Annotated in this window: 10 protein-coding genes; 3 read left to right on the plus strand and 7 right to left on the minus strand. The window is 54.7% G+C overall.

What is annotated here, in order from left to right:
* Nucleotides 1–1,117 precede the first annotated feature (1,117 nt).
* The 6 genes from ONB24_12350 to ONB24_12375 form a co-directional block, all read right to left on the minus strand.
* Nucleotides 1,118–1,825, minus strand: coding sequence for a peroxiredoxin (locus ONB24_12350; protein ID MDZ7316904.1), 708 nt, complete (start codon nt 1,823–1,825; stop codon nt 1,118–1,120).
* A gap of 103 nt (nt 1,826–1,928) precedes the next feature.
* Entirely contained in the window at nt 1,929–4,310 is a 2,382-nt protein-coding gene (locus tag ONB24_12355; protein ID MDZ7316905.1) for an alpha-galactosidase, read from the minus strand.
* Nucleotides 4,311–4,363: 53 nt separating this feature from the next.
* On the minus strand, nt 4,364–6,505 hold the full coding sequence (locus tag ONB24_12360) for an alpha-galactosidase (GenBank protein ID MDZ7316906.1): 2,142 nt from the start codon (nt 6,503–6,505) through the stop codon (nt 4,364–4,366).
* 758 nt (nt 6,506–7,263) lie between these two features.
* Nucleotides 7,264–8,412: a galactokinase gene (locus tag ONB24_12365; GenBank protein ID MDZ7316907.1), complete on the minus strand. Its 1,149-nt coding sequence runs from the start codon at nt 8,410–8,412 to the stop codon at nt 7,264–7,266.
* A 22-nt stretch (nt 8,413–8,434) separates the two neighbouring features.
* Nucleotides 8,435–10,477, minus strand: coding sequence for a sodium/solute symporter (locus ONB24_12370; GenBank protein MDZ7316908.1), 2,043 nt, complete (start codon nt 10,475–10,477; stop codon nt 8,435–8,437).
* Nucleotides 10,478–10,999: 522 nt separating this feature from the next.
* Nucleotides 11,000–11,689: a bifunctional 4-hydroxy-2-oxoglutarate aldolase/2-dehydro-3-deoxy-phosphogluconate aldolase gene (locus ONB24_12375; GenBank protein ID MDZ7316909.1), complete on the minus strand. Its 690-nt coding sequence runs from the start codon at nt 11,687–11,689 to the stop codon at nt 11,000–11,002.
* A gap of 147 nt (nt 11,690–11,836) precedes the next feature.
* On the opposite strand from ONB24_12375, the gene ONB24_12380 reads away from it, so the two are divergent.
* The 3 genes from ONB24_12380 (at nt 11,837) to ONB24_12390 (ending at nt 15,144) form a co-directional block, all read left to right on the plus strand.
* Nucleotides 11,837–12,949 (plus strand): DUF362 domain-containing protein, encoded by a 1,113-nt coding sequence (locus ONB24_12380; GenBank protein ID MDZ7316910.1) that lies wholly within the window; start codon nt 11,837–11,839, stop codon nt 12,947–12,949.
* A gap of 55 nt (nt 12,950–13,004) precedes the next feature.
* Entirely contained in the window at nt 13,005–14,558 is a 1,554-nt protein-coding gene (locus ONB24_12385; GenBank protein MDZ7316911.1) for a T9SS type A sorting domain-containing protein, read from the plus strand.
* Nucleotides 14,559–14,886: 328 nt separating this feature from the next.
* On the plus strand, nt 14,887–15,144 hold the full coding sequence (locus tag ONB24_12390; GenBank protein ID MDZ7316912.1) for a hypothetical protein: 258 nt from the start codon (nt 14,887–14,889) through the stop codon (nt 15,142–15,144).
* Between the two features lie 21 nt (nt 15,145–15,165).
* Here the strand turns inward: ONB24_12390 and ONB24_12395 are convergent, their stop codons facing one another.
* A complete protein-coding gene (locus ONB24_12395) occupies nt 15,166–15,831 on the minus strand; it encodes a hypothetical protein (protein MDZ7316913.1) in 666 nt (221 codons plus the stop codon).
* Nucleotides 15,832–15,948 lie beyond the last annotated feature (117 nt).

Genomic DNA, 15,948 nt, shown 5'->3' on the forward strand with positions numbered 1-15,948 from the left:
TGGTTTTTGCCTAGCTTTATAAAAAATGCTTGCTCGGCATCGAATAGTTGATTATCATTCCATTGAAACCACCGAAAATCCATTCGGCTCTGCAAATCAAAGCATTGCCGTTTCAAGAATGGCCGCCCCTCTGCGAACGAGGGAAAAGCAGAAGATAAAAAACATCAGGGGGCAACCCTTATGGTTGATGCTACGAAACGTCCCATCGCCTCTATCCAATAAACCGCCGCAACAACCATGACGGCACAACCGCACCGCCGCCGTATCACTGACTGACACCAAACGCCGTCGATCGAACGACGCCGAAAATTCCGATCGACGCCGCAAAAATTTGCCGATGCCCGATTCCCCGCGCGCCGATCCACAATCGCGGTTGTTCATCGCGGAATGATCGTCGTCGCGTAGTCGCGTAGTCGCGTAGGGGCAACCCTGCGTGGTTGCCCCAATGAAACGCGTGTTTCCCCGATTAAATACGTGGTTGCCCCGAAAAAACGCGCGGTTGCCCCGATTAAATACGTGGTCGCCCCGATAAAACGCGCGGTTGCCCCGATGTAACGCGCGGTTGCCCCTACATGACGATCGGCCGCCGCATTGCGCATCGACGATGTTTGGGCGACCACATAGGGTCGCCCCTACGAAATGGACCGCCGCACATATCCGACGAACCGGTGCGACAACCATGATGGGACAATCCGATCGGGTCGCCCGTCCGGTATTGCGCGGCATCGCGGGCGTTCATCACGGAACGACCGCCGTGATTATCGGCGCAATCATGTAGGGGCAACCCTGCGTGGTTGCCCCGATTAAATACGTGTTTGCCCCGATTAAATACGTGTTTGCCCCGATTAAATACGTGTTTGCCCCGAAAAAACGTGCGGTTGCCCCGATTAAATACGTGGTCGCCCCGATGTAACGCGCGGTTGCCCCAATCAAACAATCGATCGCCGCATTGCGCATAGACGACGTTTTGGCGACCAAATAGGGTTGCCCCTACGAAACGCCCCGACATTCATATCCGCCGGCCGTTCGCCCGCAAACGGCCAAAACCGATCGACCGAAAATAAAAAAACCTCCTCCGAAACGATCTTCAGAGGAGGTCGAGGGAAAACAAAAGGCGTTATTTCTTCAAAATCGCCTTCATCACCTTTTCCTTGTCCAGTTTTTTGGTGCAGAAGAACCAGTCGTAGCAGGTAATGTCTTCTTTTTTGCTCTCCATGCGCTCTTTGGCGACGCCGCAGGAACCGGCCGGCGGCACGATGACGTCATCGCCCGGGCGCCAGTCGGCCGGCGTGGCTACCTGGAATTCGTCGGCGGTCTGCAGTGCGATCAGCACGCGGTACAGCTCGTCGAAATTGCGGCCCAGGCTGAGCGGATAGTAAATGATGGCGCGAATGATGCCCTTGGGATCGATAAAAAAGACCGCCCGCACCGCCTTGGTCGAGCTCTCTCCCGGCTGGATCATACCGTATTTCTTGGAAATCTCCATGGTAATGTCTTCCACCAGCGGGAACTTGACCTCGACGTTCTTCATGCCCTTGTACTCGATCTTTTCCTTGATCGTGCGCAGCCAGGCAATGTGGCTGTACAGGCCGTCGACCGACAGACCGACCAGTTTGCAGTTCGCCTTGTTAAACTGTTCTTCCATCGAAGCAAAGGTGATGAACTCCGAGGTGCAGACGGGAGTAAAGTCCGCAGGATGGCTGAAGAAAATCACCCATTGACCTTTGAAATCATCCGGAAAATTGATCTCCCCCTGCGTGGTGACCGCTTTAAAAGCCGGCGCTTTGTCGCCGATTCTCGGCATGGGAACGACTTCGTATTCCATAAAAGCCTCCTTTTCTTATATCTTTTTCAAATTCAACGAGACCTTTCGGCTCTGTTTAACACACTTGTTTGATAATTATTCTAAATTTTAGATTCAGAGTTTTTCAATATTCGCCGTTTTTAACCTGCCATTCAATTCGTTCGTTCCGACCGAAGCGCAGATGCAGGCGAAGGATATGCTCATCCATCATTTTAAATGTACAGTCGCCCTGGTCGCGGTGCAGGAAAATTCCGCCTTGTGTCCACGGGTGCGCCTGCGGCAAATAGATAAAGACGTTGTGCTCCGATCCCGCCGGCGCCGTGCTGACGCCCTGCAGCGCTTGCGCGCTTTCGTCCCAATGAACCTTCTCCAGCTCGACGGCCCCCTGCAGAATGTGGCGGTCCGTGCCGATGACCTGCGGCACGCCGCGCTTTTCGTGCAGCGCCAACAGGGTCACGCCGGTCGGCGGAACGAGGACCGTCAGCTCGCCCTTTACCTCGCCGAAAAACGCCTCGCGCCAAAAGTCGAAAGCCAGGTAGGTTTTATTATTGTCGAGGAAAAGTCGCTCCATCGGCAACGTATAGCTGCAACAGTCCGTCTCATCGTCGTTGAAAAAGGCGGCGATCGTCCATTCTCCAAAGGGTCGCTTTATCGGCAGCACCTGGATGCGCGCCGGATCACGGTCGAGCAGGTCTGCCGCCCGCGCCGTCTCGCCGTAAGCCGGCAGCGCTTTTTTGAGGATTTCGAGGCGCGTCGGGTCCAGATCGGTCAGGCGGTCGCCCGAGATGACGTTGCCCCCGCTAAGGGCAATGATCGTCGCCACCGCCTGCGCCTGGGAATAACTGAGCAGGCCAAGGCAAAGGTGATCGGCATCGTTGATCCAGGTGCGCTTGTGAAAGTACCATCGTTTGGCGACCGCCGCCGCGCTGCCGGTGGTCGAGACGTACTGCCGCCAGGCGTTCGACCGAAAGCCGTAGTTTTGATCCAGCTCGATGCGCATGCTGTCGATGAGGCCGACGGTCACCGGTCCCGGACCGCAGTCCTGCAGGTGGCAGTGCGGCCCCGCTGCTTTGCGCATGATTTCGAACGCGCGGCGATAGGCCATGGCCGGGGAAATCGAGGGGTCGTAATAGCGCTCGGCGCTGAGCAGCGACCAGCCGACGAAATCGACCTTGATCATCTCGTAGCCCCAGCGATTGGCGACCGTGTCGAACAGATCGTAAAGCCACTCGGCGGCCTGCGGGTGCGTGATGTCCAGGCAATAGCGTCGCGGATTCTCGCTGCGCGCCCAATCCGAGTCTTCGCTCGGCCAGGGGCCCACCCGCTTCAGGCGACCGTCCGGGTGCCGCAGCAGCCAATCGGGGTGCTTTTGAAACACCTCGGTCGGCTCCGAAATGACAAAAGGCGCAATCCACAAGCCCGGTTTAAGCCCGAACGCGCGGATACGGTCCGCCGTCCACTTCATGCCGTTCGGAAAGCGTTCGTTGCCCTCCCACTCGCCGTGCCAACGCTGATACCCTTCGTCGATTTGAATGTACTCGAGTCCGAACGGTTTGAGAACCCGCGCAGCAAATTCGGCGTTGCGCAGCACTTCTTCTTCCGACACCTGCTCGAACGTATAGAACCAGCTGCACCAGCCGTGAACAGTCGATTCGAAGCGCGCCGAGTTCAGTCTGCCCATCCAGGCGGCAAAACTTTCCAGCGCCGCATACGGATTTTGTCCGATCAGGAATGCGAACGGTTCGGATAGAATCTCCCCGCCCGGCGGCAGCACAAACCCATCGGCAAGGGTCGAATCGGCAATAAGTGAAAGCGCACTTCCCTGCTTTTCGACCCGCACTTTGCCCAGCGCCGACTGATTGCGCCAATAACCGCATACCAGCCCTTCGCGCCTGTAATCATCGAACAAGCCGAGATTCCACCAACTGACGATCGGTTCCTCGACGCTCTTCAGATCGATCAGGCTGCCGGGATCGCTGTACATCTGCCCGTTGGTCAAAATCCTGCTTACCGGCCAATGCAGGCCGCCGCTTTCCTCCCCTGCCGCCAACGGCGAGAGCCGCTTGAGGATCATGGGTTTGCCGGAGACGTTGCGGCAACCCGCCTCGATAGCCGCCGCCGCAAGGCCGCGGTAGAGCGTCAGGTGCAGCCGAAAATCGAGCCGATGCGCGGCGTCCGCGGCCTTTACCACAATACGGCGGCCGGCGCCGACGGCATCGCGGACCTGCTCGATTCCAACGCTGAAGCGATAGTCGGCCGCGCTCATCATGCGCAGACCGTCGGCGGTTTCCGCCTGCACGACGGCGCGGGTTAGCAGCGGTACACCGCCGCGATCAATATCAAAGGTTCCGGTAGCGGGGGCGAAACGAACGCGGAAAAATTCGTTTTCGATGACCGCGCTTTTTCGAGGCGATGCGTCCAGCGTTCCGCCGATAGGCAACAGCGCGCCGCTCAACGCCAGGCTGCGGCAAAATTCGCGGCGGTTGATTTCATTACGTCTTTTCATCGCCCCTTCTTTTGCATTCTTAATGGTCGACAGCCCGCAGCTCTGTCGGTCCGTTACTCTTTAGCGCCGAAAAAGATGATCTTGGCCTCAGGCCCGCGGCATTCAGCTTCGATGATCGCCCGTCCCTTGTGGTCGAACGTCACCTTGACGCCTTCATTGTGCCACACCTCGCGTGCGACCGCATTGGCGGTGACATAGCGAAACGTTCCGCCGAAATGAGCGTCCTCCAATTTCACCCACGGGTTTTTATAGTTGAAGAACAGCACCACTGCGCCTCTGCCGTTGGCGGGATTGATCTTTTCGTGGATCTCGGGCACGCCGCCGATCGAACCGGTCCGCACCGGCGAAGCCAAAGCCATGTCTTCGCGCACCTGCTTGTAAAGTTCCAGCACTTTATGAAAAGTCGCCACCCCGGCTTCGGAGACCTTTGGCAGATCGCCCCAAATGCCGTTTTGACCCAGAATGAGCGAGCCGAGGTTGAGATACTGCGAACGCAGAGGGTCGTCGGGCAAATAGTGGGTCAAAAACAGCACCGAGGGAATCCACTTGTCATAGACCAGCGGCGCTCGACAGACGCGCGCCCGCGCCGGGCCGGGAAACACAAATACATTGGCTCCCATGCCTCCGCCCGGGGCAAACAGCGTATCGTCGAACGACACATAGTAGGGGCCGTTGTTCATAATAAAATATTTTCCGGCGGCCAAGAATTCCAACCCGAAGGCGCGTTCCCCTTCGGTCACATCGAAATCGACAATGGCCTCAGGGCAGGCGGCGCACAGCTTGTCGACGATTTTTTTCATGTATCGGCTGAGCAGAAACGAGTACGCCTCGCCGCGCTCCTGCGGTGAAACCGAGGCGTCGCCGTGAAAGTGGTTGGGATCGTTGCAGCCGTATTGACCGATGGCATCCCACTTGAAATAGGTGACCCCCAGCTCTTTGGAAAGGCGAATCAGTTCATCGGCATAGGCGTCGGCAAACTTGCTCACCAGACACATCGGATAGCTCTCTTCCGTTTCCCAGATAGAATAAGGTCCTTGGGGGTTGCCGTCCCAAGTGATTTTGCAGTCCGGATGCTTCTGCAGGATCGTACTGGATACTGCGGCGGTGTTGTTAAACCAGAGGCCGAGCTTCATGCCGTAGCCGTCGAGTTTGGCTTTGACGGTGCGCAGCGAGTCGGGAAAGCGCGCAAGCGAGACTTGCCAGTCGCCGGTCTTTTGATACCAGCCGGTGTCGATGACGAACACTTCGATGCCCATGCGGTGCGCGACTTCGATCTCCTGCAGCATCCGCTCAAGGTTCATCGAATCGAGGTAAGGTTTGCCGTTCCAACAATAGTTGCGCTCTTGATAATTCCAAGTGTTGTAGAAAATATAGGGCTTGCGGCTGGTTAGATTCGGGCTGAAATACTTGAGAACATGGAGGCGAAACTGCGATGCCATTGCTTCCTTGCCGCCTTTTACGGCTGCAGCCTCCATCCACAGCGTCTCATAGCCTTCGACCAACGGATAGCGCGACCAATAGTTGCCCTTGACCGCCTTCAGACCGACCTGTCGATTGGGCGACAGCTGAAAGCCGAGATAGCGGTCGGGCAGTTGGCTGCCGTGCTCATAGGCGAGCAGTAAAGTGTGCCGTCCGTCGCCGCCGATCAGAATCGGGCCGTCGAGCATCAACGCATTCTCGAAAAATCGGTCCTCCACCGGACGCTCGGCCGGCAGATAGCAGTGCACGAGCTCGTCGTACTCGCTCAACCTCACCTCGAAAACTTTGGGCAGGGACGCGAATGAAGTGACAAAATAAGTTAAATTTTCACCGGAATTTTTGGTCAAAAACCGCGGCGAACTGGCGGTCAGTCGATAGCAGAACCGCACCACCGGATTGTCGGGTGAAAGGCGAACGATCCATTCGAGCTTCAACTCGGCGTCGCCCGCAACCGGCCCGGAAACGGTGTATTCGGTGACGCCGTTGAACAACGGCTTGCTCTGCACCTGAAAAATCTGCCAGCGCAGCGCCGTCGCCTTGCCGTCGATTTCACACACCGGCGGCGCGATGGTAAAGGAAAAACGCTCTCCCTTTAACTCGTAGCGCCACAGAGCCGACGGCGAGTTGATCACCTTGATTTGCGCCGCCTCATTTTCGATCTTGGGCTGAGCCCAAAGCATGGAAATGAATAGCAATACAAGCAGTGGTCTAATCATGTCGATCTCCTCCGATATAAAAAAACACGCTTTATCGAAAGGCAATTTACAAATATTTTATTATCCGACAAGGTTAATTGCGCTGAAAATTTCGGTTTTATTTTCAAAAAAAGCCGAGCCGCAGTCGCCTGCCGTTCCTCATGAAAAATTCTTAAAAGCGACATAACCGCCGAATGTATCTCTGGTTTGCCAGGCAGGTGTTTGGTTATAGGGCGAAATTTCCGCTGCGTCGAACAATATCGGGGCTTTGTTGAATTGCGGCAAAGATAGACTCAGGGTCTGGAAGCAGAGGGGCAAGTGCGCCGGAGAGGTTTGAACTTAAAAGATTGATCGCCGGCAATCGGCCCGACCAGGCTTGGGAATGTTTATACGACTGAGCGCAGTAGCCCCCGCTTGTTATTGAATAAAAACACAATCGCGGTCTTGCTCATTCATGCCTCGTTTTTTCGACTATGCTGATGAATTGCCGCAATCAGGCTGCGATCTATACACTTTTTGCAGAGCTTCCCATCGGCATCAAGGTCAATTGCGGAAAAAGCCTTTGTAAGTGATAAATTGTGTGAAAAAGGTGCTGCCGCCGCCGCTTGAATGGATGAAAAAGGGTAAAGTTTGAGGAAGATGAACCTACAAGTTCCTCACCATTAGCTGTTGCAGGGATGCCTTTTTTCCACTCCGCCGTTTTTCAAAAAAAGAACGCCCTGAAAAAGCGTATTTTTCAGGGCGTTTTCGGCAAATTTCAAAAAGGCAATTACTGCAGCTCAATCGACGACTTCATAAGCGCCTTTGGCAGGCGTCGAAATGATCATTTCCGGCTTGAGGTGGATGCGTTTTTCGTATTCGCTTGCGACTTTTTCGAGAAAGCTGTCCACGTATTGGTTTTCGACCAGATTAACGGTGCAGCCGCCGAAGCCGCCGCCGGTCATTCTGGCGCCCAGCACGCCCTTTTGCGCCCGCGCAATGTCGACCATCAGATCCAATTCCGAACAGCTCACCTCATAGTCGTCGCGCAGGCTGTCATGCGACTCGTTCATCAGGCGGCCGAACGTCTTTAAATCTCCCTGCTGCAGAGCCTCATAAGCCGCAGCGGTGCGTTCATTTTCGCTGATCACGTGCCGGCATCTCTTGGCCGTCTCTTCCGGCAGATCAGCTTCGACCTGCCTAAACTGATCGCTGGTCACATCGCGCAGCGCTTTGATGCCGGGAAAAGTCTTGCTTATCAGCCGGACTCCCTCCTCGCACTGCGCCCGGCGCTTGTTGTATTCGGAGACGCCGAGCTCGTGCTTGATCATGGTGTTACAGATCACCACCTGCACCTTTTCGGAGGGCAAAGGCGCCGGTTTATGCTCGAGCGTTCGGCAATCGATAAAGAGCGCATGATTGGGCTGAGCAAACAAGGAAATGAACTGATCCATGATGCCGCAGTTCATGCCGACGAACTGATTTTCTGCCTTTTGCCCCAACAAGGCGAGACGTACGGGATCCATCTCGGCTCCCACCGTGCTGAGGAGCGCCAGTCCGGAAGAAATCTCCAGCGCCGCGGACGAGCTCAATCCGGCGCCCACCGGCACGTTGCTTTCGATGAGAATCGAGGCGCCGGAAAGCCGAATTCCCTCCTCTTCCAGCGCCCAAGCCACACCGGCCACGTAATCGCTCCAGTGCGATCGCCGCTTAAGATTATCCAAATCGACGGCGATGAGCTCGTTCATGTTTTCGGAGCGGATATAGAGCTTGCGGTCTTCGGTCGGTGCCGCCGCGGCCCAAGTATAATAGCCGATGGCCATGGGAAAAACAAATCCGTCGTTATAGTCTGTGTGTTCGCCGATCAGATTGACGCGCCCGGGAGCGGCGAAAACCCGCGGAGTATCGTTGAAATGCGCCTGAAATTTTTTGAGTATGATGTTCTTCATATTGCTCACCGCCTACTGCCTTTTACCGTGCAAACACCAGAGGACTGAATAGGAGATAAAGAATGAGCGTCAGAACGATCACCGCGGCACCCGCCACCGGTGCATATTTCGACGGCGTCAAATCGATTTCGGACTTGGTCTCGAAACGAATAGGCTCTTTGAGCGGCTTGACCAGGGTGATCACACCCATAATGGCCAGGCAGAGCGCAAAACAGATGGCCATGCGGTTGAGGAATTGAATCTGCGGCGCAAACAGCTTGAGCCCGCCGTAAACCACCATATTGGTAATCAATCCGACCACTCCCGCAACGGCCGGCGCGCGTCGGAACAGCAGACCGAACACGAAAACCGCCAAAATGCCGGGGGAAATGAATCCTTGACCTTCCTGGATAATGGTAAAGATGCTGTTGCTGATCTTGGGATTGCCCAGCTGCGGCGCCAAGGTGACGGCAATCAAGGTAAAGACGACCACGCAAATGCGGCCGAGCATCACAATGGTTTTTTGTCCGGCATGGGGAGAGAGAAATTTCTTGAATACGTCCATCGTAAAGATGGTCGAGGCGGCGTTCAGCATGGCCGCCAGCGAGCTGACGACCGCTCCCAGCAGGGCGGCAATGACAAAGCCGAAAAGACCCACGCCGCGGGGCAGGACTTTGCCGAGGAGATGCGCCATCGCCGTGTCGTATTTGTAGGCGATGAGTTTTTCGGCCGGGAGAAGAGCGGGCGATTTATCGCTTGCGGCCTTGACTTTGTCGTTAAAAGCCTGCAGTTCGGCATAAAAGGCCGGATAAAGCGAAGGAAACGCCTTGTCGTCGCTGTCGAACAACGAGTTGGGTTCCGCCTTTGCCTTTTCGAAAGCCGAGCGCTCGATCGGCAGCACGTTGTTCAAATTGTTCAGACGGCTGCGCAGGGCGCGAATCGCCGCGTCGTTTTCGTAAACGGCAAGCAAAAAGCCTTCCCCGTTCCAGCTGGAAACCGTTTCGTCCGAAGGAGATTCGGCCACGGTTACGAACTGCGTCTGCGGGTTGGCCTTGACGTATTTGGCCAAAACCGCGGCATTGTCGGCAATCGCCTCTTTTTTCATATCGGAAGCAAACAAATTAAAGGCAATGATGCCGGGGATGACGATGACAAAGGGGATCAACAGCTTTAAAAAAGCGGCAAAAACAATTCCGCGCTGACCCTGAGCCAGCGACTTGGAACCGAGCGTGCGCTGGGTGATGTACTGATTGAGTCCCCAATAGTAAAAGTTCGGAATCCACAGGCCGAGCAGCAGCGCCGTCCACGGGAGAACTTTGTCGGTTTTCGGCAGAAACATGTTCATGCGCACGGAATTGAGTTCCCAAAAGCGGCTGAAGGCTCCTTGTCCGGGGCTCATCTCTTTTATTGCCACGGCGCCGGTGTTGACGTCGAGAATCTGCGCCGCTTCCTGCACGCGCCCGAGCTTGATGAATGCAAAGATCATGATCACCGCGCCGCCGAGGATCAGCGCGCTGCCCTGAATCAAATCGGCCCAGGCGCAGGCCTTTAGGCCGCCGGCCGCTACGTAGATCATGGCGATCAGACCGATGATCATGGCTCCGCCGGCCAGGGAAATGGGAAATTGCGTGTCCGCGGTGATGGTGCGGATGGTCAGGGCGCCCGAATAGGTCACCGAACCGAGCAGCAGCATGTAAATGAACAGCGTCGCCACGGCCATAATGGTGCGCGCCGCCGCATTGTAGCGCACCTCGAGGAATTCGGGAATGGTGTAAATTCCGGCGCGTAAAAAGTACGGCAAAAAGGTAAAGGCAATGATCACCAGCGTGACGGCGGCCATCCATTCATAGCTGGCGATGGCTAGACCGACATGACTGGCGGCGTTGCCGCTCATACCGACAAACTGCTCGGTGGAAATATTGGCGGCAATCAACGAAAAACCGATCAGCCACCACATGAGGCTCTTGCCGGCCAAAAAGTAGTCTTGATCGCTCGCACCGGCCTTTTTGCTTTTCGTCATGCCGACGGTGATGACGGTCACGACAAAGCCGATGAATACGATAATGTCCCAGATTCCGAACTGCATGTTCGCTTCTCCTAATTAACCCAATACGCCGCTCGAAGCTTGCTCGAGAATTTCAGCCGACCTTGAAACGCAAACGGAACATTTTCGACGGCCAACCGCCCCAATTTTTGCCGCCGAAATTAATGCCTGGAATTTAAGAAAAATTCCTTACCAGTCAAGCGACAATTCACGCAAAAACAGCGATTCCGAAAAAATCAGCCGGTAGTGCACTCCAAAGCCCGTCTATAGCGTTCTGCATTGGGGTTGGAGCGGGACTGGGCGGCATCTGCTGCCGCTCGGCTCTCTGCTTCCAATCAGTGTTCCTCATGCAGGCAAAGCGCGGCGGCAATTGCCCTCTCGGCTGTTACGACTCAAGGGCAGCCTGCCCTTGCGCCTTCTTTCGGGCTTGGCGGGCACGGCTTAACATGCACATAACGTCAACCGCTGTAATCGGTTACGCAAGAACGCCTGCAGCAAGAAAACAGCATTTTCCAGGCCGATGATTTTGAATTGCTCCCACGCCTCAAACGAGGGGGCGAAAATTTAACTCTTACCGCCGGCCTCTGCCGTGCGAAACTCGCGAATCCACCCAAGACAGTCGCGCACCTTTTCAGTGAGAAACGCGAAATCGCCGGCGAGAACCTCTTTGGTCACCAGGTTGCCGCCGATGCCGACGGCGCAGACGCCGGCCTTGAACCATTTTTTGATGCTCTCCTCGGTGGCCTCCACGCCGCCGGTCGGCATCATTCGCGACCAGGGCATGGGCCCCAGCACGCTTTTGACGAAATCCGGTCCGCCCACCGCTGCGCCCGGGAAAACCTTGACCACCTCCACACCCCACTCTTCGGCGCGGCTGATTTCCGTAGCGCTGCCGACTCCGGGGATATAGGCGACCTTGCGGCGATTGCACAGGCGGACCGTCCCCTCGTCGAAAATCGGCGCCACAATAAAGTCGGCGCCGGCGGCAATGTACATGGCAGCCGTCGGCGCGTCGAGCACCGAGCCGACTCCGACAAAAAGCTGCGGCAGTTCGGCGCGACAATAGGCAAGCAAATCTTTAAAAACATCATGAGCGCCGGGGCCGCGATGGGTAAACTCGAGCAGCCGGACGCCCCCGGCGGCCGCCGCAGCCGCAACACGCTTGGCCGTCGCCGCATCCGGCGTGTAGAACAACGGCACCAGACCGTCTTCCAATAGGGTCAGGTAAAAGTCCAATCGACTTTTTTGAGCCATAGATCTCCCTCTCTGCAATGATCGTTACCAATGTTAACCATAATTGCGCAAAATAGCAAGCGGTTGCCGGCGCAAAGCATTTGCAGTTGACTCTCAATATCGAATGCATTACTTTAATTCCGTCAAGATTAAAATTTGGGAGCGTGTATGGGCCGTCATAACTTTACTATTGACCAGGAGGGCGGCATCTCCAGACGCCGCTTTTTATCGCTCACCGCCGCCGGGGCGGCAGGACTGGCATTGGGAGCCTGCAGCAAAAAAAATCCGGCTGCACCCGCCCCCATTGACGAAACGCCGCGCACCGCCCGCGTGGCTGTCGGCGAGATCGGAACCTATGAAAAAACGGTTCTCAAGAAAAAGCTCATCGACATGCTCGATGCGCTCGGCGGCCTCGGCGACCTCATCAAAAGCGGCGACAAAGTCGGCCTCAAAATCAATCTGACCGGCGGTTCCGGCTCGGCCAATCAGTGGCAGCGCAGCACCGGCGTCTCGGCGCTGGAATCCTTCTGGACGCATCCGAACGTGGTGCAGGTCATGGGCGAACTGGCCAAAGATGCAGGCGCCGGCAAAATTTTTATCCTCGAAGCATATTACGACAATGAGTCGATCTCCAAATTCGGTTTCGTCGGCGTCGCCAATGCCCTCGGCGGCCAGATCATCAATCTGAACAACACTTCGCCGTTCAGCGACTACGCCGTGCGGCCGGTCGGCGAAAAGTCTTTTATCTACAAAAGCCTTTATCAAAACGCTATTTTCGAAGAACTGGACTGCTTTATCTCGCTGCCGAAGGCCAAACAGCATGTATCCGCGGGCGTGACGCACGCCATGAAGAACCTGGTCGGCACGCTGCCGCAGCCCAAGTACTCCCTGAACGGCTCCGGAAACCGCGCGGCCATTCACAATCATTCCGCGGTGCTGGACAAAAACGCCAACAGCAATCTCTGCCGCGTCGTCCTCGACATCAATTCCGCTACGAAAATTCATTTGGCCGTGACCGACGCCGTCAAAACAACCATCGGCGGCGAGGGTCCCTGGTGCAGCACCATGGAAAACCGCACCTTCAATCGGCTCATCGTCAGCCGCGACGTGGTGGCGGCGGACACCATCGCCACGCAGGTGATCGGCTTTAATCCCAACGCGCCCGACTATACCGACACCTTTGCGCTGCCGTCGCCCGCGTGCATCAACTATCTGCGCGAGGCCGAGCGAATCGGATTGGGCGTCAACGATTTGAGCCGCATCGAGGTTATTCAGCTCTAAGATCGCGAGGCAGCCGTACCGCTTAATCTGATCGATCATTCAACCTGAGGTGAAAATGAAAGCTTGTATGCAAATCGTCGTTTTATGCCTGCTCGGCGCCTCCCTTTTCGGCCAGACGCAAATTCGCACCGAAGCCAATTACAACGGCTGGGGATGGCAGGCGATCGTCATGCAGAACCAACTGATCACCGTCGCCACGGTGCCGGTCATCGGCGCGCGCATCATGCAGTACGATTTGGGTGACCATCCTTCGCTGTTCATCAATCCTGCCGAGCTCGGCAAAACGCATGCGCCCAATCAGTCGGTCTGGTACAATTACGGCGGCTACAAGGTGTGGCCGGCGCCGCAGGAGGTGTGGAACTGGCCGCCGCCGGCGATTCTGGACGCCGGCCCCTATAGCGCCGAGATCGTCGACAACACGCAAGACTCGGTTGCGGTGTTCGTCAAAAGCAAAAAGGAGACGTGGAGCAAGACGCCGAACATCAGCATGGAGCGCCGAGCGGTCATCTACCGCCACAGCAGCCGCGTCAAAGTCGAGCAGTCGATTCTCAACGAGGGCGCCAAGCAGGTCAATTGGAGCGTTTGGAGCGTCAGTCAGTGCATCGTCAACCACCCCGGCCAAAAGGACTATGAGAACTTTTGGGTCTACTTTCCGATCAAGACCGAGGGCAGCGTCTTTGGGGCAAGCGGTGTGAAAGCCAGCGCTGCATCGGCCGCCTGGAAGGGCGAAATGGCGCCCGGCGTTTACGGCGTGCAATTCAAGCCCGAGGGCAAAAAGATTTTCGCCGATTCTCCCGAAGGTTGGATCGCTTATGTGGACGAAAAAGACGGCGTCGGCTTTTTCAAAGTGTTTGATGTTTACCATGGGGAGAGCTATCCCGATGGAGGCGCCTGCAACGAAGTGTGGATCAACAACAGCCCCGCCTATCTTGAGGTCGAAGTCCTCAGCCCGATTTGGCCGATCGCCCCCGGCGGCAAAATCACTTTTGTCGAAGACTGGTACGCCGCGCGCATCAACGGCCCGATCCTTACCGTGAACCGCTGCGGTGCCGTCGAGACGCATCTGCAGTACGACCCCGCTACGGGGAATGTCTACGGGGCTTACGGCGTCTTTTACCTCGGCTCGGTCAGGTTGACGTTCCTCGACGCGGCGGGTTCGCTGATTGCCGATGATGTGAAATTCACCGTGACGCCGATGGAAAAATTGACGATCGAGCAAAAGATCAGCGTTCCCCAGGGAGCAGCCATTGCCGAGCTGCGTTTGTACGACGTCGACGGCCGATTCGTCGGCGCCCTCGACCGCGTCCAAGCCTCACGACTGGTACACGTAAAGAGCCGCGTGCCTGTCTCGCCGTCGCTTTTGCGCGCCTATCCGAATCCGTTCAATGCCGCGGTCACCTTGGAATTTTGTCTCGACGAACCGCAGACCGTCGAGCTCATCGTTTACCGCGGCGACGGCCGAAGAGTCGCACGCCTGTTCTCGGGAATCCTCGGTAGCGGGATCCATCGCCGAAGCTGGGAAGCAGGCGACGAAACGGCGGGCATCTACTTTGTCCGCTTGAGGGCAGGAAAAGATGAAAAGCTCGCCAAGATTCTGCTGATCAAATGAGTTGAGCGCATAAATTCCCCATCGATTTTCCAACCGAACGGGCGCCACAAAAGAGGCGCCCGTTCGGTTTTTTGAAAACTGAATCGGGGCAAAAGAATCATTCAGGCGGGGATCTCCGCTGTCGCAGGATGGATGAGGTTTCGTTTCTACCTGCGCTCGGCGCCAATCGAACGTCAAGAGGACGGCGTGATGGCCAAACCATGGAGGCCGGCGAGTCTGCTGCTCTTTACTTTCGCCGGCAACAGATTCAGTAAAAATTCTTCTCCTTGCAAAATCTTCTGCATTTCGTTACCATTTCTGCGTCGGCTAATGTAGAAAGCAGCGACTTATGGAAGACCATGAAAAAATTTTAACTTGGTTTAAAGCCTGGAAATCTGCCGAGACCGCATTGCAGGAAATCCGGCGCCGAGAGCTGCAGGATGAAGACGATTATGAAAAACATGTGGAGCTTTTGGATCACATGCTGCGCTATGCATTTGAGCACCGGGCTGAGCGTCAAACCAGCGGTTTGATCGAGCAGGAATTTTGGTTCAAAAAAACTCCGGCCGAACTCTTCCTTAATTCATCTGTTGCAATCGGAACTTGAATTCATGATTTAAAATCTGCATTAAATTATTTTATGGAATTCAGAACAAATCCATACCTTATTCCTACCTGGAATATCTTGTGGAACAATTCGAGCAAAAATGATTGAATTTTCATAAAATGGTTCTTCATTGTAGAGCTTCCAATCTAGGAAAAATTTATATTCGTGGAAAATTTTTTCATTCCTAGTTTCAACTCTTATTTTTGTTTCCATAAATGATGAATCAAGTAGTTTGCCTAGAAAACCTCTTCCAAAGGCATTATCAGAATATTTCATCCTTTTTAGGAAATTAACTTCTAAATTTTTTGAAATAGCTTGACCAATAATTTTTATTTCTTCACTCTTCGGTTCAACATTTATTATTTGGGTTTTTTTGTTGGCAAAATTTGACTTGAGATTTCTAATGTATTCAATAACATCGTAGGGAATTTCAATCTGTTTTTCTAATGCATAAGATTTTATCGTAACTTCAAGATCATTTATATCAACTTTCTTAATTGAACGTAGATACCATATTAAGTACCTAAAACATCTTTTTTCATGAAGAATCCAAGGTGGTTCGTTATTATCAAAAAACACTTTGCTACCACAAGTACAGCAAAAATAGAATACTCGATCGCCACAGAATTGGCATTTTATTGGATATATCTTGGTTTGGCAATCAGGATGATGAGTTGGAATAGGCATGTTTTATCCTCTTTATAATTTTATATGTAAGATGTAAGAAATCCAAGCGTTATTTATAGTTGTTCGGGATAAAAATAATCAATCAATTTTTCAATAGGGGTCCAACCGTTAAGAGAA

It is taken from the genome of candidate division KSB1 bacterium, assembly GCA_034505495.1.
Taxonomy (GTDB): Bacteria; Zhuqueibacterota; Zhuqueibacteria; order Residuimicrobiales; family Krinioviventaceae; genus Fontimicrobium_A.